17 protein-coding genes and 1 pseudogene are annotated in these 20,007 nt (G+C 35.3%); 9 read left to right on the plus strand and 9 right to left on the minus strand.

Annotated elements, in window-relative coordinates; all coding sequences use genetic code 11:
* The first annotated feature begins 108 nt into the window (after nucleotides 1-108).
* From NFRAN_RS02410 to NFRAN_RS02425, 4 genes are all read left to right on the plus strand, one after another.
* Nucleotides 109-1,020, plus strand: a complete 912-nt coding sequence (locus tag NFRAN_RS02410) for a C1 family peptidase (protein WP_134482916.1) — start codon at nucleotides 109-111, stop codon at nucleotides 1,018-1,020.
* A 1,249-nt stretch (nucleotides 1,021-2,269) separates the two neighbouring features.
* The gene (locus NFRAN_RS02415) at nucleotides 2,270-3,187 is read left to right on the plus strand and encodes a hypothetical protein (protein ID WP_134482917.1); all 918 of its coding nucleotides are present in this window, start codon (nucleotides 2,270-2,272) and stop codon (nucleotides 3,185-3,187) included.
* Nucleotides 3,188-3,340: 153 nt separating this feature from the next.
* Nucleotides 3,341-3,625, plus strand: a complete 285-nt coding sequence (locus NFRAN_RS02420) for a hypothetical protein (RefSeq protein WP_134482918.1) — start codon at nucleotides 3,341-3,343, stop codon at nucleotides 3,623-3,625.
* A 34-nt stretch (nucleotides 3,626-3,659) separates the two neighbouring features.
* Entirely contained in the window at nucleotides 3,660-3,917 is a 258-nt protein-coding gene (locus tag NFRAN_RS02425; protein WP_134482919.1) for a hypothetical protein, read from the plus strand.
* Nucleotides 3,918-4,437: 520 nt separating this feature from the next.
* Here NFRAN_RS02425 and NFRAN_RS02430 read toward each other — a convergent pair.
* The 4 genes from NFRAN_RS02430 to NFRAN_RS02445 all read right to left on the minus strand — a co-directional run bounded on the left by NFRAN_RS02430 (nucleotide 4,438) and on the right by NFRAN_RS02445 (nucleotide 10,266).
* Nucleotides 4,438-5,043 carry a DDE-type integrase/transposase/recombinase gene (locus NFRAN_RS02430; protein ID WP_134482920.1) on the minus strand — a complete coding sequence of 202 codons (606 nt, stop codon included), beginning with the start codon at nucleotides 5,041-5,043 and terminating at the stop codon, nucleotides 4,438-4,440.
* A 195-nt stretch (nucleotides 5,044-5,238) separates the two neighbouring features.
* Entirely contained in the window at nucleotides 5,239-6,609 is a 1,371-nt protein-coding gene (locus NFRAN_RS02435; protein ID WP_134482921.1) for a PQQ-dependent sugar dehydrogenase, read from the minus strand.
* A gap of 491 nt (nucleotides 6,610-7,100) precedes the next feature.
* Entirely contained in the window at nucleotides 7,101-7,619 is a 519-nt protein-coding gene (locus NFRAN_RS02440) for a ferritin (RefSeq protein WP_134482922.1), read from the minus strand.
* A gap of 76 nt (nucleotides 7,620-7,695) precedes the next feature.
* The gene (locus NFRAN_RS02445) at nucleotides 7,696-10,266 is read right to left on the minus strand and encodes a hypothetical protein (protein WP_134482923.1); all 2,571 of its coding nucleotides are present in this window, start codon (nucleotides 10,264-10,266) and stop codon (nucleotides 7,696-7,698) included.
* A gap of 427 nt (nucleotides 10,267-10,693) precedes the next feature.
* On the opposite strand from NFRAN_RS02445, the gene NFRAN_RS02450 reads away from it, so the two are divergent.
* Both NFRAN_RS02450 and NFRAN_RS02455 read left to right on the plus strand, forming a co-directional pair.
* Nucleotides 10,694-11,653, plus strand: coding sequence for a dienelactone hydrolase family protein (locus NFRAN_RS02450; protein ID WP_145987992.1), 960 nt, complete (start codon nucleotides 10,694-10,696; stop codon nucleotides 11,651-11,653).
* A gap of 150 nt (nucleotides 11,654-11,803) precedes the next feature.
* The gene (locus NFRAN_RS02455) at nucleotides 11,804-12,286 is read left to right on the plus strand and encodes a hypothetical protein (protein ID WP_145987993.1); all 483 of its coding nucleotides are present in this window, start codon (nucleotides 11,804-11,806) and stop codon (nucleotides 12,284-12,286) included.
* 82 nt (nucleotides 12,287-12,368) lie between these two features.
* Here the strand turns inward: NFRAN_RS02455 and NFRAN_RS02460 are convergent, their stop codons facing one another.
* Nucleotides 12,369-13,052 (minus strand): phosphoribosyltransferase, encoded by a 684-nt coding sequence (locus NFRAN_RS02460; RefSeq protein WP_134482926.1) that lies wholly within the window; start codon nucleotides 13,050-13,052, stop codon nucleotides 12,369-12,371.
* 376 nt (nucleotides 13,053-13,428) lie between these two features.
* On the opposite strand from NFRAN_RS02460, the pseudogene NFRAN_RS14425 reads away from it, so the two are divergent.
* Nucleotides 13,429-13,620, plus strand: a pseudogene (locus NFRAN_RS14425) (cupin domain-containing protein); the annotation flags it as partial.
* 96 nt (nucleotides 13,621-13,716) lie between these two features.
* Here the strand turns inward: NFRAN_RS14425 and NFRAN_RS02470 are convergent.
* The gene (locus NFRAN_RS02470) at nucleotides 13,717-14,598 is read right to left on the minus strand and encodes a metallophosphoesterase family protein (RefSeq protein ID WP_134482927.1); all 882 of its coding nucleotides are present in this window, start codon (nucleotides 14,596-14,598) and stop codon (nucleotides 13,717-13,719) included.
* Between the two features lie 57 nt (nucleotides 14,599-14,655).
* Entirely contained in the window at nucleotides 14,656-16,530 is a 1,875-nt protein-coding gene (locus NFRAN_RS02475; RefSeq protein WP_134482928.1) for a hypothetical protein, read from the minus strand.
* 440 nt (nucleotides 16,531-16,970) lie between these two features.
* On the opposite strand from NFRAN_RS02475, the gene NFRAN_RS02480 reads away from it, so the two are divergent.
* On the plus strand, nucleotides 16,971-17,693 hold the full coding sequence (locus NFRAN_RS02480) for a DUF421 domain-containing protein (RefSeq protein ID WP_134482929.1): 723 nt from the start codon (nucleotides 16,971-16,973) through the stop codon (nucleotides 17,691-17,693).
* A gap of 229 nt (nucleotides 17,694-17,922) precedes the next feature.
* Here NFRAN_RS02480 and NFRAN_RS02485 read toward each other — a convergent pair whose 3' ends face one another.
* Nucleotides 17,923-18,399: a universal stress protein gene (locus NFRAN_RS02485; protein ID WP_134482930.1), complete on the minus strand. Its 477-nt coding sequence runs from the start codon at nucleotides 18,397-18,399 to the stop codon at nucleotides 17,923-17,925.
* Between the two features lie 371 nt (nucleotides 18,400-18,770).
* On the opposite strand from NFRAN_RS02485, the gene pth2 reads away from it, so the two are divergent.
* Nucleotides 18,771-19,130: an aminoacyl-tRNA hydrolase gene (gene pth2, locus NFRAN_RS02490; RefSeq protein ID WP_197731092.1), complete on the plus strand. Its 360-nt coding sequence runs from the start codon at nucleotides 18,771-18,773 to the stop codon at nucleotides 19,128-19,130.
* Nucleotides 19,131-19,334: 204 nt separating this feature from the next.
* Here the strand turns inward: pth2 and NFRAN_RS02495 are convergent, their stop codons facing one another.
* Nucleotides 19,335-19,979, minus strand: a complete 645-nt coding sequence (locus NFRAN_RS02495; protein WP_145987994.1) for an NADPH-dependent FMN reductase — start codon at nucleotides 19,977-19,979, stop codon at nucleotides 19,335-19,337.
* Between the last annotated feature and the right edge of the window lie 28 nt (nucleotides 19,980-20,007).

Here is a 20,007-nt window from a genome sequence, read left to right on the forward strand (position 1 = left end):
ATATTGGCATCATCTCTACATATCGACCAATTGTGTAACAAAAAGTATTGGCCCACATGTGTCAGCAAATTCCTTATATAAAACATCGGTGGCACAAAAATGAGAAAAATGAGTCAAACTACAATTAATGGAAAAGGAACAGGATGGATCCCAGATTATCCTAGTATAAGAGACTATACCTTAGGTGATAAAGAGGTCAAGCCATTATTTTCGGAGGTAGGTGTAGACACCACTCAATCAACGGCAAAGAGCAAAAAGCGTTCTCTACCAACAAAAGCAGACGAAATAAGACCGTATTGTTCTCACATTGAAGATCAGGAAACCCTAGGTTCCTGTACTGCACAAGCAGGAGTAGGAATGATAGAGTATTTTGAAAGAAAGGCATTTGGAAAGCACATAGATGCCTCTAGTCTATTTCTTTATAAAGTAACAAGGAATCTTTTGCGGCTTCGAGGAGATACAGGGGCATACCTACGAAGTACAATGGGAGCATTGAGATTATTTGGCGTCCCGCCAGAGGAGTATTGGAAATACGATATATCTAAATTTGATAGAGAACCACCCGCGTTTTGTTATGCTTTTGCTAGTAACTATCAGGCAATTAATTATGTCCGCCTTGACACACCAAACATCGCCAAGGAAACTCTTCTATATACAATAAAGGACAATCTATCAAAGGGAATTCCAGCTATGTTTGGTTTTACCGTTCATGAATCAATTGAGCAGGCTTCTAATGCCAACTCTTCGACAAAAGGTAATATTCCATTTCCCTGCAGCACAGAAAGAGTACTTGGAGGACATGCGGTAATGGCGGTAGGGTACGATGACAACCTAAAAATAGAAAATAAAGGTTGCAGTGAAGAGACTATAGGAGCTATCCTTATACGTAATTCTTGGGGCACAAGTTGGGGCGATCACGGCTATGGCTATTTGCCCTATGAGTATGTGCTGAGGGATCTTGCAGTAGATTGGTGGACAATAATCAAAGCCGATTGGGTGGATACCGGTCACTTTGGTTAGCTTAGTAACCGGTGCTAGAACGCATTAAATTATTACTTCTCCTCAACCTCGTTTAGTTTGTGCTAGAAAATATTTATCGGTCTAATAAACAAAAGAACAACAGATACTGACCCTCTAAGATTAACGAGAAATTCGTATACTATTCTATTTGATAAAGATAGAATTGAAATACCATTAACAATTCAAAAGAGTTTACTTTAGGTTTAAACAAACTTAATTCAGACATTTTTGGATTTAAATTGTATTTCTCTTTCACTTGCTAATGCGAGTGACTGTATTCTGTGCTTATATTGTATGGTTCGAAAATCTTTTTTAGATTTCCTTTAAATTGTTATACTCAGTTCATGTTAATTGATTAAATATTATAATTAAATTTGATCAATATCTAAAACAGAATTACAGCAACACCGTTGTCTCTATTAGGATACTTCCGTATACTCCTTCCCGGTTATTCCACGCTTGAATGAATCGTGTTTAAGATGAATTTCCATATGCAGAGGGTAGTTACATCACATTACTAGATATCAACTATTAACTGCTGTATAAATCGATTCTAATGTAAAAATAGATATTAAAGAGATGGTCAATTGGAGCTAGTTTCTAATTGTAGTTAATTTTTGTCTTAGTAAAATAATGGACTCATTATTATGCCAATGTAAGATGAGTCATCTAGACATTGTGTAGCAACAAAACAGTATATTCTTGTCTAGATAATTAATGGATGAAAACCTTTCTCAAAAAACTATTGCGAAGAACCCTCACCAGGTGATGACAAATTTGCGGGATTTGAATTTGAAGATGCAAGGCAAAAGAAATCAATGGTTTTTGATCATTGTCCAATGATAATTAAAATCGTTATTTAGGGGACAAGCTGCAAGATGTAACATATAACCATTTTAATAAGTATGAAAATGAGATTAATGCGTTCTAATTTTCCTGGTATAAATGAGCATCAGGATTTGACCAATATATTAACCACTTTGACCACTTTCTTATACTAATTGACCATCATTTTGACCATGTATATTAGGGAGAAAATACTTGAATCACCTATTGACCAAGATTAATTCCCAGTTAAAAGCCCATATCATACGAGAGTATTTACACGGTTCATCGCTAAACAGAATATCTGCTGAAACTGGCTTTATCTAAAGGATCAGTTTTTAATATTGTAGATTTTTGGCGGTCAAATTTAGATATAAATCTATATGAAATTAGATCCTTTGCTTCAGAGGTAAGAAAATCAGATATGACTATGCAACAATGTGTTATCGGATTTAGGACAGCACAAATACTAAAAAAGTTCTTTATAGACGATGGTTTTGACAAAAACATATTAAATGATGACGAGAACAAAGTGCAAGAATTAGGATGCAATACAGGGCTATTAGGAAAATCACAAATAAATCATGATACTTCGTTAGGACATACAAACGAGGACCAAAAATTATCCAAAACGTCTGACAAGAAGACGATTAATGAGATTTCACATTTTCTAGGAGTAATCTATAGGAATTGCAGGGTAAATGGTATCAGTCCTGATCATATAATAAAATGGCTAGATGACCTGTTTCAATTTTATTCAACTGCAAATACAAATAATATCTACGATAACACAGAAGGTGGGGATCTTGTATCTACATCTGTTCTCCCCGACAAAATCCAAGATACAAACTTTATCCCATTCATTTCAAAGATGTCCTATTTTATAGAACTAAAAAAGAAGAAAATAGAGAAATTAGAAGAGACAGAGAAGATGATTCGTGATGATATTGAAAACTTATTAAAACAAAAAACTGACGTTTCAACAAGCCTCAAGAGTACTATCGAAAAAGAAAAGGAAATCACATCCTATTGCAACTGGTATAATGCTTTAAAATATGAGTTATTGACAAATCATAACATACATCTAGAAAATGAAATAGCCCGATTTGCAAACATTATTGCAGAGTTTAAGAATTATAAATATAACCTGATAACAATACTAAACCTTTTTGAGTCGCAAAAAAATCTGCTGGAACAAAAAAAATTTCTATTAGAGGAAACAAAAGCCAAGACGAAGATCAGAGATAATTTAAACTTCCAAATGGAGAAGCTTCAACATCAGCTTGATTTTTCACAGCAAGCCATGGATACTTTAAATTACATGATATTGGTTTTGGACTAAAAGAATAAAAACGGTTATACGGTACCCTAGTTGAAATATCGACTGCTAATAAAATAGATATCAACGAACTCACATCCAAATTTCTAAAGGACTAATGAGCAATATGATGATAAACTTGGTTTTGAACTCAAGATTTCCAAACTAAAAGGAGAAATGAAAGAAATAGAAAAGAAAATTCCCAATTATGAAAGCCTCGTAATGCTTCAAAGTATGGTAGCTCCTGTATTACTTCATCTTTCTAATAGTGGTGTAACTAACGAAGACATTATTGGTATGAATAACTTGGTTGTAGCATTTAGAAACAAGGATTTTCTTTCTGATACTCCTAATCAGATAAATCAAGAAAATAAAGAAACCGACACGAACCATAATAATATCCAGAATTGGAGTTTGTTTATAGAAAAACTAGAGTCTAAAAAATATAGATCTAGAAATTGAAAGAAGAAAAACAGATCTTGAGAACATCAAAACCTTGATACATGAGATAAATGATAATAAAGATCTAACTGAAAAATGCTACCGTGAAGCAGCATCTAATTTCAACACCTTTTGTACCCTGACATCCTACTATTTAATGGAAACCTTAAAACAAATTAATGAAGGGCTTAATGGGAAGATAATAGTAACGACCCAAAGCCCATTTCCAATTTTTATAAATCTAGTCCACAACAAAGAAGAGGAAAGTAGAGACAATGATAATAAGGACAACAAGAGACTGGAGGAAAAATGAAATACCCATGCTGTATTTTGAGCCCATATTCACTCTTGCTTGCTCTGTAATTTAACCTGCTGAATCATAAAAAAATCATGGATAGATTTTTAGCATCATTTCTGCCTATTTATTCAGGCTTTATTAAACAATTCTTGGCAAAACAATCAAAAAAGATAAATAATAAATGATCTTTTTTGTATAAATCTAACGATACTTTACGTTTTATGGGATAGAGTCCAACATATTTAGTTATCTAGAAGGTATAGATATAATGACTTGTGGCCACTCTGTCGTTTATGAAACAATGAAAATACAAATTTAACAATAAAGAAAAAGTAAGCAGAATGAAAGCACACTGGTTCACGTTGAACCTATTACAGTTGACAATAGCTATTCTAAAAAGATTTAATAATTTATTATCCATCATTAAGTTGGAATTTCCGTTCCTAAATACCCATAATAACAAATGACAAAAAATACGTATACAGTGCATTACGGTGTCATTTATACATTATATCCTATATTGCGGGGGCTCTGTTCAGTTAACAGGTTTTAATTCCTTGTTGTGATAGTCGACAAACAGGTTCAACCAGTTTTTTACGTGTTTTAGTTTGCAGTTCTTTAGCCTGCAGGGAAAGTAATCATCGAAACTTTCAGTTCTGTCCTTGATATACTGCATTGTTCTTTCAATCAAGTTTTTTTCATAGGAGGAATGGAGATGGTGTTCTAATTTAAGGAATTGACAAGCCATGGGATACCAAGTACCACCATCTGTTGAAACTGGATGCTTTCCATAGTCTCTGACTATGTTTGACAGAAACCGTTCCGCAACAAACATGTTTCTCTCCTTAGAAATGGATAGTGAGAGAATTTCCTTACTTTTCGCATCTATTGCAACCCATAACCACGTGTATTCTGAACCAACCTTAAGCAATGTTTCATCTACAATGAATTCACATATCCTTCTTTGTTTTGTCTTGATAATCTTAGGTTGGTACTTTTGAATCCAATTCCAGATGGAGACATGGTTTCTTTTATACATCTGAGACAATCTTTCCGAGGCTTTCCTTAAGGATAGGCCTGAAAAGTACAAATGCAACCCATAATACACATATTTTGAAGGTGTTCTGTTTCTAGTATTCATAAAAGAGATAGGACATCTTCAAGCTATAGACTTGACGCTAAATGAACAGAGCCATTGCGGGTCTAATAATTAATTACGGCCAACCTCTGGTAAAATTTTTTTAGCAGAGCCTCGGTAGGTATGTATATGCATTCAATTAAACAAATAATCATTCCTACGGATTATCAATAAAAGTTTGGCAGATACAAAAAGAATCTAAGTCAACGGCAATATTCGGTACAAAGACCCACTATAACTTAGAACATACAAATAACCATCCACACCAACCTCAATGTCTGTTATACCACCAAATCCTTCTCCGAACACAAGGGGTTGACTTTCCCTTGGGTCATCCACCTGTTTATCTGACAACGATTGCAAGTTACCGCCATACCTTTGTTCATCCATAATCACACCATCTCTCAAATCATTCAAAACAAATCGATACAGATATCCATTATTTATGTCTCCTACAAACATATTGTTGGCATATTGTTTACCGAGTTTTTCTGAATCCAAGAATTTAAGATCAGTTATTCCTATGGTATTTACCCACACAAATTCCGGATCCGAATAATGACTGTTCCCAAAGTATAACAAGTTTTCGGGGAATAGGTTCTTCCCACTTGAGCTATCAGTATTCTCCTTCTTGAGATCATTATTTTCAGCGTATCCTTGAATTTGTTCCCATCCACTGTTAAATCCAGGTGTAACAAGATTGATTTCATCCCCATAAGAAGCCCCGTTTTCTGTATCCCACAAATTACCAGTCAGAGAATCAAAATCCATCCCAAAGCTGTTACGAATGCCCATGGCATAATAAAGATTCAATGGTATTTGGTCACCAAAGATAGGGTTATCTGGATCTACAATTTTTCCATCCTGCGTAATTCTCAAAATGCCTCCTAAACCATTTGGTGCAGGACCATCTTCTACGTTCTGGGCCTGTGTCCTGTGTCCACCCACTTCGCCTACAATCAAGTATACATTATTATCGGGTCCAACAACCACCTTTCCACCATTGTGATCAGTCCTACCTTCTTTGACCGGATCAGCTGGCAAATCAAGCAAAAGTAACGGATTTATCAATTTACCGTCAACCATTTCATATCGATAAAGTCTATTGCCTAATGGATCGACACCTTTTTCGATATCGCTTGCATCTTCGCCATTTCCAGATTCAGTATAAAAAAGAAATACAAAAATCTTGCCAGCACCAGAGTTTTTGGAAACGTCGATCCCCAATAGACCACGCTCAATTTGAGTTGCTACCGGGACGTCAATCACGGGATCATCCATAATCTCTCCATTCAAAATTCGAATTACTTTGCCTGTATTTTTTTCTGTTACCAATATGTCATTTTCTCCTATAAAGGCCATGCTAGTAGGAAAATCCAGTTCATCAACGACCGTTTGGGCTTGAAGAGAAGCATCCATAATCTCAGGTCCATCGGAGTTAGGAGAAGCCTTAGAGTAAGCAGCCAAGGCAAGAGGAACAGAAAAAAAAGAGAAAAAGAGAAGGAATATTGTTAATCCAATAAACGGAAATATCAAAAGCAGTCTAGGTTCAATAATATGCTTTAGCATAGTTAATCAAAGAATTACTAACTAACAATTATGAATTAAGAGACAATTATCAATAATATTAATAGTATAAATTCCAATGAGTTTCCTGTATGATTGACAAATACGTAATTTTATGATCTATAAGCGCCAAAAATATACCATCTATGTATTTCATTGGTTTTAGTAGTATTCTATAATGGGGTTTGATATCTCCAGAAACATGATGTACTTTCGACTTGTCATTGACAGTTATTTCCGTAAATTACTAGTCGATGAAATGTAGATATATTGTGATTTCAGACTGTAGACCATTCTTAGAACTATCCATTCTTTACTTACTGCAATGCTATGCTAAGACAAATCATCTACAAATACCAATATTAGATAAAATTTTCAAAAGGATTTAATGATTACAATTAAAAAACAATTTATAAAATAAGGAATCGAAAAAATTATGACATACTTACCAAAAATAATATCTATTAAAAAAAATAGATATGGTATTTGTCTTATTATTTCGGGGCTGCTGAGACCTGAGACCTTATTGCAGATAAATTCTGGTCTATCTGGTAAATAGCCAGTTTATCATCTCTGCCGAGCAATTCAAATTTCTGAAGAATTGTTTGAAACAATGTCTCCTCCTCGGTTTGCTCGGTTACAAACCATTGCAAAAACGAATAAGTGGAATAATCTTTCTCTTTTGCGGCTATATCAACTAGTTCATAAATCTCTTTAGTAACTTTGCGTTCGCTCTCTAACCCAAATTGAAAGGCTGCTTCTAAGGACTGAAAGCTTCCGGGTGGTTTTTCAATGGCTGGAATCACCGCTTCATATCCTGCATTATTTAGATAGTGAATGAACTTTAGCATGTGGTCTTTTTCTTCGGCGGCTTGCTCAAAGAAAAATTTCGCACTTCCATCGTATCCGATTCTTTCACACCAGGATCCGATTGCTATGTATGCGTTTGCAGAAAATGCTTCATGAGAAATTTGTTCATTGAGGGCCTTTATCATTTCTGATGATATTTGCATAGTGTAGTAATTGCCCAGTTCATCTATATTTATCTTATAATGCAATAAAGGATAAACCTACACCTTGTACACATCATTAGAAGCAAACTAACGCTTGGCTATATTCTATATTTCCTTTATCTAGAAAATAAAGTGTGTGTCTTACTGCCTTAGAATTCAAATCCAAATAGACATGTCCTATGTTATTTTTTGCCAAAACGGGCATGGTACTTTGACCTTTAGGTTTTATAAGCAGCCTGTGTTCAGTCCATGGAATTCCCATAAAATTTCTTTCATTCTTAGTTGCTTGGAAATGTCTTCCTACTAGATTAAATGAAATTACTTTAATTTTTTCTAACAAAGATTTATGGTTGCCATGTCTTGAAAAATGAATTATCTGTTTTCTGCTGTAGCGATATTTGTCGATTCTTCGTATTCCGTTTTTAAGATCATAAATATCAGGGAGTATCCGAAAATAATCGTAATCCATCCGCTGAACCTTGTTTGTATTTTTCGTTACTAGGCCCTTCAAGTGAAATAATTTTTTTTTAGAGACAATTACTCTATGGACCAAATTCAAGATCCAAATAGCCACCATCCTGTTTGTCAGACTATTACTTCTAAAAGGACTGCTAGTTAACTGTGCTACGGGTATTGCAGATTGAATTTTATTGTCATAATCTGTTTCTGAGGAGGAGGAGGAGGAGAAGGAGGATTTTATTTCTTGATTTGGTATAGGTCTGTGACGTTGGAAGTGTGCTTGCATGGTAAATGCATAATGAACATCCCCAGATAGAAAAATGCAATAAGAAGGATTAAAATTATTGGCCAAAAATGCTAAAAAAGTGACAAAGCCCATTTCATTAGCTCTCCAGGTTTCTAAATCCCATTTATAAGAACCAGATATAGATGTCAAAAAGTATTGGACACTTTCGGCAAGTTCGAAACCAAAAACCGGAGTAGGAGAGATCGAGATCAATGGATCAGTCTTCCTATATCCAGATTTTGTGAGTATGTTTTTCATATGATTTAAAGCGCTGCTACTTAACAAGTAAGGTGGCCCTTCCTCATCAACAAATGTTCTTTGTGTACGACAATCAAGAAAAACCGATAAAGGATAAGTTGGAGCTACGAATGTCCAATTTCTAGACATTATGAAATGATAATCCATCTCTTGATCCGATTTGAAGTTTTCAACGGTGTCTTTTGCAGACCCAGATGTTTGTAAAGACGTTGACGATAGATCCTGATATTTTTGTGATATAGACCTGCTAAATTCCCTAGTGAGAGACAGATATTGCTTTATTTTTTGTATAAACTCGTCATCGAAGGATTCTGGATCGTTTCCCCATGCCTGAAATGCCCAATAGGCTAACAGACCATTTGAAATTATTTGTTTACCACAAGTGCTCTGTTCTACATCGTTGCACCATTTTTTATTTATATTCCAGTCATCGGTGATTTCGTGATCATCACAAATCATATATGTAGGAATATTCGCAAAAAGTCTTCTTATCCCAAATAGACTTTGTCGACTTTGTTCTAGTTCTTTCATTTCATTCATATACTTAGTAGCAGGAGGTGAAGAATCAGAATTACCGTTTGTTGAGCCCTGATCAAATCTTTTGGGCCAAAGTAGTTGATTCCATGCAACAAGATACATTGCAGCAAATTCTCCAAAACCAAGCAAGTGATTGTCTCCTACCTCTGTAGAAAATTTGGCATATTTACTAACTATTTCACTCCTGTCTCCTTTAACTAATTCGCCAAGTTTTCTTTCGAGACCAACAATTCCTTCTTCCCAGCCCAAAAGTTTGGTGGAAAGTTCTTTTATAAGATCTATTAAAGGATCTGCAACATCATCCGCATATATTTGATCTCCTATCAAGAATAGTGCACTAGGTCTTTTTGCCAGATCATAAGGAAAATCCTGTATTATTTTATCCCCGATTATAAGACTGTCCTCTTCATCACCATGCAACTTGCGACATGACCCGTACAATACATTAAGAGAAGAGGCGCTCACTGTGTCAGGGATATAAAACATTGGTAACCGTGGATAAGGATAAAATCGTTCATTACTATCATCATGATTAGAATCTTTAGATTTAGACAAAGAACCATCCTTGTTCTTCTTAAGACCGTATACTATACTATTTTCTCCTGACAACAACCCCAAATCCTTCAAAGTAATTGTTTCAACCTGTCCTGTTTCTGTTGAAGAAGAAATCAGTTCCACGTCGTAGGCCAGTAACTCGTCTGTAGGAAATTCTATTGAATTGGTAAAGCTTTGAGAATCCCGATTATCATCATGGCGCTTAATTGGAGACGCTATTATTAAATTTATAAAAAGATTGTCCCCTAGTTGTACAGGAGAATTAACGCCTTCACCTATCAATTGTAAGTTTGGCTGTTGTACATCCGATAAAGTGTCGTTTCTATCATAAGACAGATTTTCATTAAAAGTACTACCACTTCTGCTGTTTCTGCTGTTCCCATTGATAGTCTTTATGATCCTAAATATCTTTATTCTAGCCCGTACATTCTTACTAGTTGAAATCCATATACATATCTTTGATTTATCGACTCTACGAATAATTGGGCCAGCTAGTAATATAGGAATATCAAAATCCGCCACGTCATTAATAGTATGATTAAAGATATTCATACATATTTACCAAAGTTCAAAAAGATTTCTGACTCTATTCTTAAAAACGGTGAGATGAAGAGGGAAATCATAGATTTGGTGGTTGGTTGTATCTAACAACAATAGTACAGTATAAAAGTACGAGGTAGGTCCAGTAAAATAAAGGATATTAAAGAATTTATCTATTAGAAATTTATCGTGTCGGTTCACGGGATACGTTTCATCATGCCTATTTAGTCATCAAGTATTATGTATTATACTAGATATTCTACCCCTTAAAGATCATAGTTGGAGACAAGGAATAGGTAAGACATGCACAACAATATTTCATCGTAGTCCAAGATAACGATGCAATTTCGGCAAGTATCCACGCTCAATTTTTACTGTAACTATTTCTATCTAATTGAACCTGAACAATGTTAAAATAATTCAAAAACCACTATTACTCATGCAATCAAAAAAAAATAATACAAGTGGACCTATTTTTTCAATCCTCACAGTCCTACTCTTATCCATGATAATTGCCCCGAACCTGCCCGGAGTATATGCACAGAATAACACCAATACTAGTAGCAACAATGATCAATTTGTCGCATCCTCAAATAATAATACAGAATCAGACAACTTTGTATCTTCAAATGGAACACTAACTCTTTCAAACAATACAATCGGTCTTCATAATGAAGATGTAGTTTACTTCAATAATACTAATGGGTATCTAGTATATCCAGAAAATACTGCTGCTGAGGAAGGAGGCAATGCATCGGACTCTAAACTACCTGCTGTTGTGATGGTTCATGAATGGTGGGGCCTAAATGACAACATAAAGAACATGGCAGACGAGCTTGCAAAGGAAGGTTATGTAGTTTTAGCAGTTGACTTGTACAATGGCAAGGTTGCTACTTCGCCAGATGAGGCGATGAGCTTGGTTACAAGTGCACGAGAAAATCAAAACGCCTCCAATTCAAATTTGCTTGCAGCGGTGGAGTATCTGAAATCCCTTGATACTGTTGATTCATCAAAGATAGTCAGTATAGGATGGTGCTTTGGTGGAGGCCAAGCTCTTCAGCTTGCACTTAATACCGATCCATCTAGTCCTCTGGCTGCCACAGTGCTTTACTATGGCAATCTAGTAACCGATGAACAACAATTGTCAAAGATAAAGGGACCGGTCCTAGGGATATTTGGTAGTGAAGATCAGTCTATCCCCGTTTCAGAGGTAAAGAAATTCGAAGAGGCATTAAACGCCAACAACATTACAAACGAAATCCACATTTATGAAGGAGTGGGACATGCCTTTGCAAATCCAACTGGAGATAATTTTGCGCCAAATGAGCTAAAAGATGCATGGCAAAAAACTATCAAGTTTTTGGAGACGCATGTAAAAACAAACAATGAGCAGCAATAATCACCAACACACACTTTTTTCTTCGATAAAGTGTCAGATGAGCCATTAACAATGTGTTGTTTTTTTTATTCGAAAATTTGATTAGTTAATTCCTAACCTGAAATGATGTTGCTACAAATATTTTTTATCATCGTTTTAATTTCGATGGGTTTGGCCTCTTCGTTTTACTTTATTCATTTGCCAGATATCAGGGTACAAATGTCAGCTGCTTATGACGACGACATACAGAAGAAACCTATTTTTGGAAAAGTAACGGAAATTAGCAATAATTTTACTGTGGGAGTAAATGGCAGTTTAGTTGTCTCACTTGCATTTATCTATCCAAATTCTACCGATCAAACTACTCATGAGGACGGTGTTCACTATATGTCCGTAGTATGTCCAATTCGCTCTCCTGTAATCATATTACCAGTATCTGATTATACTAGATTTAACGACACAGATTCGTCCATGAATCTGACAAAATTATCTGGAATTGTTTATTGTCAAACAAGCAACATGTCCGATATCAACTCTGAAAAAAGCATAAATGAACAATTGGTTGACGCAAACCTAGCAAGTTTAGATGTCAACGGATGTAATGATACTACTTTCCTTTGGATCAGGGAATTTGACTACTACTACTACTGCTAGTAAAATCACAACATTGAGCAAATATATACAAAAATAAATCTTTGATGGCTCAAATAAAACAAAATAGATAGTATTCTACAGCTCATCCATAACCATATTTAACCATAATTTCTTTTACCTCATCATCAGTTACCTGATCAAATCTGTCATAAAATTGACCAACTGCTGAAAATTCTATTCTAGAATGGAGTATCACAACCTTGTCGGCTATTTCTCTCAGAATATCAATAGTTTTATCATTTGCGGGTGCAACAGGCACAGCTACAATAAGAAATTTACATTTATGGTTCTTTTTTATCCACTTGGCCGAGGCAATTATTGTTGCTCCTGTGGCGATGCCATCATCAACAAGTATCACTATTTTGTTATCAAATTCCTTTTCATAGGAAATGTTCCCTCTAAATAGCATCAATCTCCCATTAATTTCCTTTCTCTGAAAATCAACTTCTTGTTTCAAATAATCTTTGCGTACGTTGAACAAATCGATAAAACCGTTGCTAATAAAATATTCACCATCAGGCATTACCGCTCCAAGAGCAAATTCCGCGTTAAACTCAGAACGAATTTTTCTAGATACGATTACATCGAGTTTACACTTTAATTTTTCAGCAATTTTCTCTGCCAATATAATTCCACCTCTAGGTATTGCAACAACGATAAGGTCATCTGGACCAAATGACAAGGTCTTGTTTTTCCTCAATTCTTCATCAATCTTCTTAGCAAGTTCGGTCCCGGCATGTGCACGATCTTTGAATAATGCAGTCATAGCATTAATACAACATCCTATAAACTCGATATACCATTAGAAATTATTAACTGTTCACTACAATTTGCGAGCTGGAACTAATAAAAATAATACAAGCCTGAGATAGATCTGAATCTAAAATAAATAACTGATGTCAACCTGTAGTCTAGAGATATTTTGTCAGGGTAAATAAGACCGTAGGTATCAAGCACCAGATTCATCAAAAAATACTAATTTCAGTCAAAAACAAAATAAGCATGCACAAGGTTTTTGACATTGAAAATATACTAGCTCAATTAGAGAAGGATAAAAAAAGGGATTCTTCCGTCTATTTTCTGGATTTTCTACATAATGATAGTTTTGAAGCTGGTATTATTAGACTGTCCCCGGTCAAAAGGACACTCAAGGTGTTCATAATGCCGACGAAATATACTACGTTATAGAAGGAGATGGATTCATTAGGATTCATCAGGAGGATCATATGGTCCAGAAAGGTTCTTGTATTTTCGTTCCTTCCAATACAAAACATTATTTTCACGGCAACAATAAGGAACTCGTTGTTTTGTATGTATTTAATGTTTCAAACTGACCCGGGACTACCTGCTGGACTACTATAGTAGTCCAGCATGCCGGATAGATTTCGATTAAATCATGCTGAGAATAATGCATATTTCCTTCATGGTTATTAATGTGGAGACATCATATCTGCGATGCGTGTAACTCTTTTTTCTGGATCATATTTTTTTACAATTTCAGAAAGTTGCATCCTCTCGCCTCCAACTATCTTTATATCGATTTTCATCGATTTGCCACTATTTTCAATATCTATTATATTGTACGTATCTTCAAATACTCCTCTATATCTCCAGGAGCATGCGGTTCCTGCATATGCTATCTTCATTGCCCCAAAATCCCACAACCATGGCCTATGTTTATGACCACATATCACAAGGTCAACGCTGTTTGCTTGACATGTGGTCAAGACGTCTCCTGCATCGGATATTCCTACTACATTTGCATAACCAGTATCGGGAATGGCTATAAGATGATGATGCATTGCCACTATTTTTGTTACGGTTTTCTGATTATCTATCCTCTCGGATGTTGATTTCTTTTCTTTTGGATCTAGGTAATTATTATCATACTTTTTTAAAACTTTGTTTAACCACAGATTTTGTCTGTATCCAACCTCACCTTCATCTCTATCTGCCCTCGCGGTTCCAACAGTAGTAACTATTACGCTGTGTTTAGGGCTTGAAGGATCGTTAAACTTGTAAACTTTGGATCCTAGTACGCTGGCAGTAGGAAAAAATTCTCCAAATAACAAATACCCCGTATGTCTATAATCATGGTTACCTGGAAGAATAATAGTATTTTTGCAAGTAAATTTATTTAATTCACGTCTGGCCTGCTCAAACTGAAAGTATAGGCCATCATCAGTCAGGTCTCCTGAAATAATTAGAATATTGGGTCTTAATTCATCGTTAACTTCTTTGACCAAGATATCAAAGGATTCTTGTTTGAATAATCCTCCAATGTGCAAATCAGATATTTGGACAATTCTCATTTGTTTTTATCGCCTAAGAATTATGAACATTGAATAAAAGTATATCATATTTATCCATCAGGACCTTTTGAACAAAGGTTTTGGTATGGTAACTTTGATAGGATGTCTAAATGCAGAATGTACTAAGACAAATTCACCCTTATTCAATTTACTTATAACGGATTTAGTAACGTCATCAATCATAGAGTATGGACTTGCGCTAAGTTCTGACAAACCAAGTTTAGCAAGAACATGTAGTCCTGTATTTTCATTAATTCCTGCATCGATCTGACTTTTGAACTGTTGAGCTGAAAACAAGATACAACGTCTCGAGTTGCCAGTGATCAAAGTCTTTAACAGTTCCTCTCCAACAGTGGAACGAATGCTACTACTTACAGTGCTGCTGGATAAGCCACTGCTACCACCACTATTGTTGCTGCTACTGCCGCCTCCACCACCACTACTACTAATACTGGCTGCTACCCTCTGAGGCAAAAATCTATTAATTTCATCAAGTAATATGACCACATATTTTGGCTTTCCTCCATGTTTTAGTGTATCATCTAGGATTTTCTCTTCTTGATCCTGTTCATCGTCATTGCTATTTTTTACCCCCCTGTCATATTGAGGGTTAAAGCCACCAATAGAGTACATTTCATCGACTGTTTTCATTACATCTCCTACCACAAATGCCTGTTCTTCGACGGTTGAAAGCATCGCTATATCAATCACTAGCACTTCATTTTTTTTCATCTTCCTAATTTCATTACCCAAGTAGGTACTAGTTACTTTTTTGTCTACAAAGAGTGAGGCTGGCTTCCGAAACCTTTGAATGATACCTTGAAACTTTAATAATGTCGATTTATGTGTTATTACCTCTTCAGGGTAATCATCATATACAGAAAGTTCGGTCCAATTCATATACCGCCTACTATTTTCATCTTGACTCAAATTTTCACCTAAAACAGGCCATGTTTCGTAGATATAGTTTAAGATAGCCGAAATATTATGCCTTGGGTCGACCATAAAGTCAGATGAGAAAAGCAAGTCCAGTCTATCGTAAACGTCTTTTAGTTCATAGGAGTAGGTCACAGAATTGTTTTTGGGAACATACGATGAATTAGGACTACCATTTCTTCCTCGGGGTAAAAAGTATCTTACATTTTGAAAAGGTCCAAGCTCCAAGTCAAGCACATCTAATATTTCTCGATCTGCTGGAAAAATTTCTTTTTCCGTCTTTTTATCAATTGAAAGTAGGTCCTTTTCTTTTGTATTAAACATGATAATCGAAACACCTTCATCTTGTAACTTTTCATGTATAACCTGCAATAGAAACATCAAATATCCAGTTTTCATGTTACCAGATATCCCAGTTGCATTGACATGCGTTGTATCTGGACCAAACAGGTAAGATACGTCCAGATCTATGGGAATTTTAGTATTATCAGACATTGTAATAACACCAGCCGGGATAGGATTTTCCATTTCAGGGATTCCCAATGCCAGACACACCTCCTCTCTGCTAGCAAAACATACAGGTTTTCCTTCTTCAATAGGCATGTTGATAGGAGGAGAAGGTGGTTTTGTCTTTAGTGTAGTGTATTTCAAACCTAAATGTACAATACCATCAGATGACTTTTTTCTATCAGAGGGAAAATTGGATATTACATTAACATTGGCAACTGTAAATCCAGTATCAAAGGATTTTGAGTCACGTACATCCAACTTGAGTATCTCACCATATTGTTTAATAGGTAATGACTTTAGGTCTAAAAACATGCGTTTGATTTCTTTGACGATACCAACTGTAGTAGTGTCATGTATGTTTTCAACATAAACAAAGTCAAAAGGATTAATGAGAGTATTTGGACGAATAATCATCCAAAAGTTATCTTGGGTATTCGATAATTTTTCAGAAATAAAACTCAACCCAACTACTTTAGAAGCATTCATTTAATCTATTTTGAAAACAAAATTTATAACACTAAGGTACTTTGTCAAGATTGATACCTTAAAGCCAATAATACCATGGATTAACCGTCGATCAGTCGTATATTAATAGACAATCTTAGATTTACAAGAGTAATTCTATCGATAAATTTTTCTAAATCAGCACGGAGTTTCCGAGAAAGTCGAACCAGACACAAATTGTTCTAAACGATGAATTTATCTATCCAGATTCTTAATGGAATTTGTTCACTAATTTAGTTCTAAATCTTGTCCATCAACCAATTAGACATTAACTTTAACATGCATACTAGATTTAGTTTGTTATATTGAACATTAACACCAAAATTCTTATCATAATAATTGTCGTTTTAGGAGTTATCGTTTTATTTTTTGGATATCAGATTTATCAACTTAATAATAGTTTAAATTTCATAAGGTCCAATTTGCTAATTAATCAAGAATCGGGTTCAAATAGAGAAGATCAATCGGGTCAATTGTCAGGTTCCCATTCAAATACGACTGTTAATTTGTCCCCTCCCATGGCTATCTACAACATCCCTTGGCTACAGAATCAAGCAAATAACCAAACTACTGGACAAAGTGAAGGAGAAGTTAGTGAAGGATCAGATAGCGGAGTTGAATCTCAGGTAGAATCGCAAAACCTCATAGTAGCAGCCCTAGTTCCAGAGCCTTTTTCTATAGTGTCTGTTATCATTAGGACCTCAATAATAGCACTCTCTGTTTTTGTTATTGTCAAATGGCTTGGAGGAAAAGGTATAGGACAGTTGTCCCCTTTTGGACTACTCATTGTTGTGGGATTGGGTACAGCAATTGGCGACCCAATGATATACAACGAGATATCCATCCCCCAGGCTTTGGTGGCCGTTATAATAATTGTAGTCTTTTTCAAGATTATTGATTACCTCACACTAAAAAGCAAGAGATTTAGAGAATCTGTTGAACCAAATCCCATTCTTTTGGTGGAGTACGGAAAAATTGACAAAATTGGTTTGAATAAAGCAAAAATGGACAAGGAGGAATTTGAAATTGAAATGAGACTTGCAGGAATCGAAAATATTGACGAAATCAAATTTGCACGCTTGGAACCAAACGGCAGGATCAGTTTTATACTAAGGAACAAAGAAAAAAATAAGAACATAGATTAAAAACATTAACCCCTCTTTGTTACGGAGGATGTATTTTAAGAATATCGATTCTCATCATATTGGTCAATGGTCAGTTTAACAACCGCTCAAAAAAAGAACATAGTTTTTGATATCTACGGTGGTAAGTATATCTAAATTTGTATTTTTGCGAATTGCCCTTCTTCAATTAAACCTCCGGGAAAAAATTTAGGATATTTATTCAATTTGATCGAACGGACATTTGGGAAGGTCATCTTACAACCAAAACAGCACAGTGTGCATATGCAACAACCGATGATGCCGTACTTCCAAGTAGTAATCTCTTAAATCCGGTCCTTCCCCTTGTGCCAATTACAATCAAGTCAATGTTATGCTCTTCTGCATATTCTAAAATTACATAATTCACAGGTCTTGCGCTATTAACAAGTTCAGGTCTTAAATCTACCCCTTTGGAGGCGGCATTTTGTATAAAGTTATCAAACCACGTTTCAGAGGCCTGTGCGGCTGCATGACTACCATCTTCCACTAAACCCTTGCTTAACACCTGCTTTTGCGTTAATCCCGCCGTAGCAGGAATATATGAAACGGTGATGGCAAATAACTTTGCACCATAAACCTTTGCAAGTTCCAGAGCATATTCGGCTGCGTTAAAAGATTGCTCAGAGCCATCTATTGCTACTAATATATTTGAAAATTTCTTATTTTCCAGATTGGCATGGTCAGACATTCAATTTGTATAAAAAGCATTTCCTATAAAAACAGGTGTCTTTATCAGCCCTTTTCTAGCTAGATAGTTATACAATACCATAACACGGAAGATGGCCTGGTGTCTATTGCGCCAAAATAATATTTATTTCAGCAGAGTATCCAGTCAGTTGAGATTATACCCTCTTTCTTATTGGTTTTATTTCCTAATCAATTTTATTAAATAATCCTATTATTTCCGAGAATAGATATCTTCTTATCTTTTTGCACTTCCATAATTTTCGTATTGTGATACCAGAGAACAGACCGGTACATAACATAATAATCCTCGACTTTTTGGAAGAGTAGTTCAATTAATTAGTTTAAATAATTCTCAATAAAATCTTTAATATATTGAACAGTGCTGACGATGAGATAAAATTTGTAGTGGTAGTAAGGAAAGATTTAGGAATGGGGGTTGGTAAAATCGCAGGTCAAGTAGGACATGCCTGTAGCACTGTAGTGTGGGAGAATCCAGATCGTGTAGCTAACTGGTTTAAGTATGGTAATCAGAAAAAGGCAATTCTAAAAGTACAGTCAGAAAGTGAGCTAATTGAGATAATTAAAAAGGCACAAGCCTATGGCATCATTACCACAATTATCAGGGACGCGGGCAAAACTCAGATAGAACCAAATACCATGACTTGTTGTGGATTTGGTCCAGACTACTCGACAAAACTTGACAGGCTAACTGGACATTTGAAATTGCTATAATGAATGAATATTTTTCATGGCATCTATAATGTCAATATGCTTATTTCGGGTCAGTCATCAAAATCGCATAGTTTAGTTGTACTATTCACTAGAAATAAAGAATCTAACAAATGAAAATATTTCTCAATAAGAGCATAATTGTAATCTTCGACTTCAAGAAGAACGCAACAAAAGAAATTGAAAATAGATTGTCATTTATAATTACTATCTTCTGTAATGAACTGCATAAGAATTTCCAATAGTTGAATTCAAATCCCTTTTAAACTGACCATTTATCAAGCTACCGTAAACAACCAGATCTCTGGCAAAGATATCTATTCTTTTAACAAGTTGTTTATTAATTATTTGGCGTCTTTCGTTAAAGTCGGTACTCGAGTTTATAGATATTCCATAAGGCAAACTCCATCCATAACACTGTCTTATTGCTGTTCTCATCTGATCCATGACGGTCAACCCCTTTTCATGTGATGAACAGATATAGCCGAATGTTTTTCCTGCAAATTCTGACCAAAAATAGTCCAAGAAATTTTTTAGCGACCCGGCCATTGAGCCATGATAATCAGGAGTAGCAATTATGAATGCATCTGCCCAATTTACTAAATCAGTGGCTTTTCTTATATTGGGATTATCTTTATCATTTTCGGGAGAGTATATAGGTAAAGGATTTTCAAACATATTTAATAACTGTGGCTTTGCCCCGTTCTCACCGACCTTCTTTAATACAATTCTCAAAGTCTCCGTTCCGAATGATTCTCTTCGCATGCTAGAGCCTATACCCAACACCTTGAGTGCGTATGGATTACCACTTTTATCATTCCTTGAATTCAAATCAGTGATTTTCTTATTCACATCATTATATGAAAGAAATAGTTTATAA

It is taken from the genome of Candidatus Nitrosocosmicus franklandus, assembly GCF_900696045.1.
In the GTDB taxonomy this organism is placed as follows: domain Archaea; phylum Thermoproteota; class Nitrososphaeria; order Nitrososphaerales; family Nitrososphaeraceae; genus Nitrosocosmicus; species Nitrosocosmicus franklandus_A.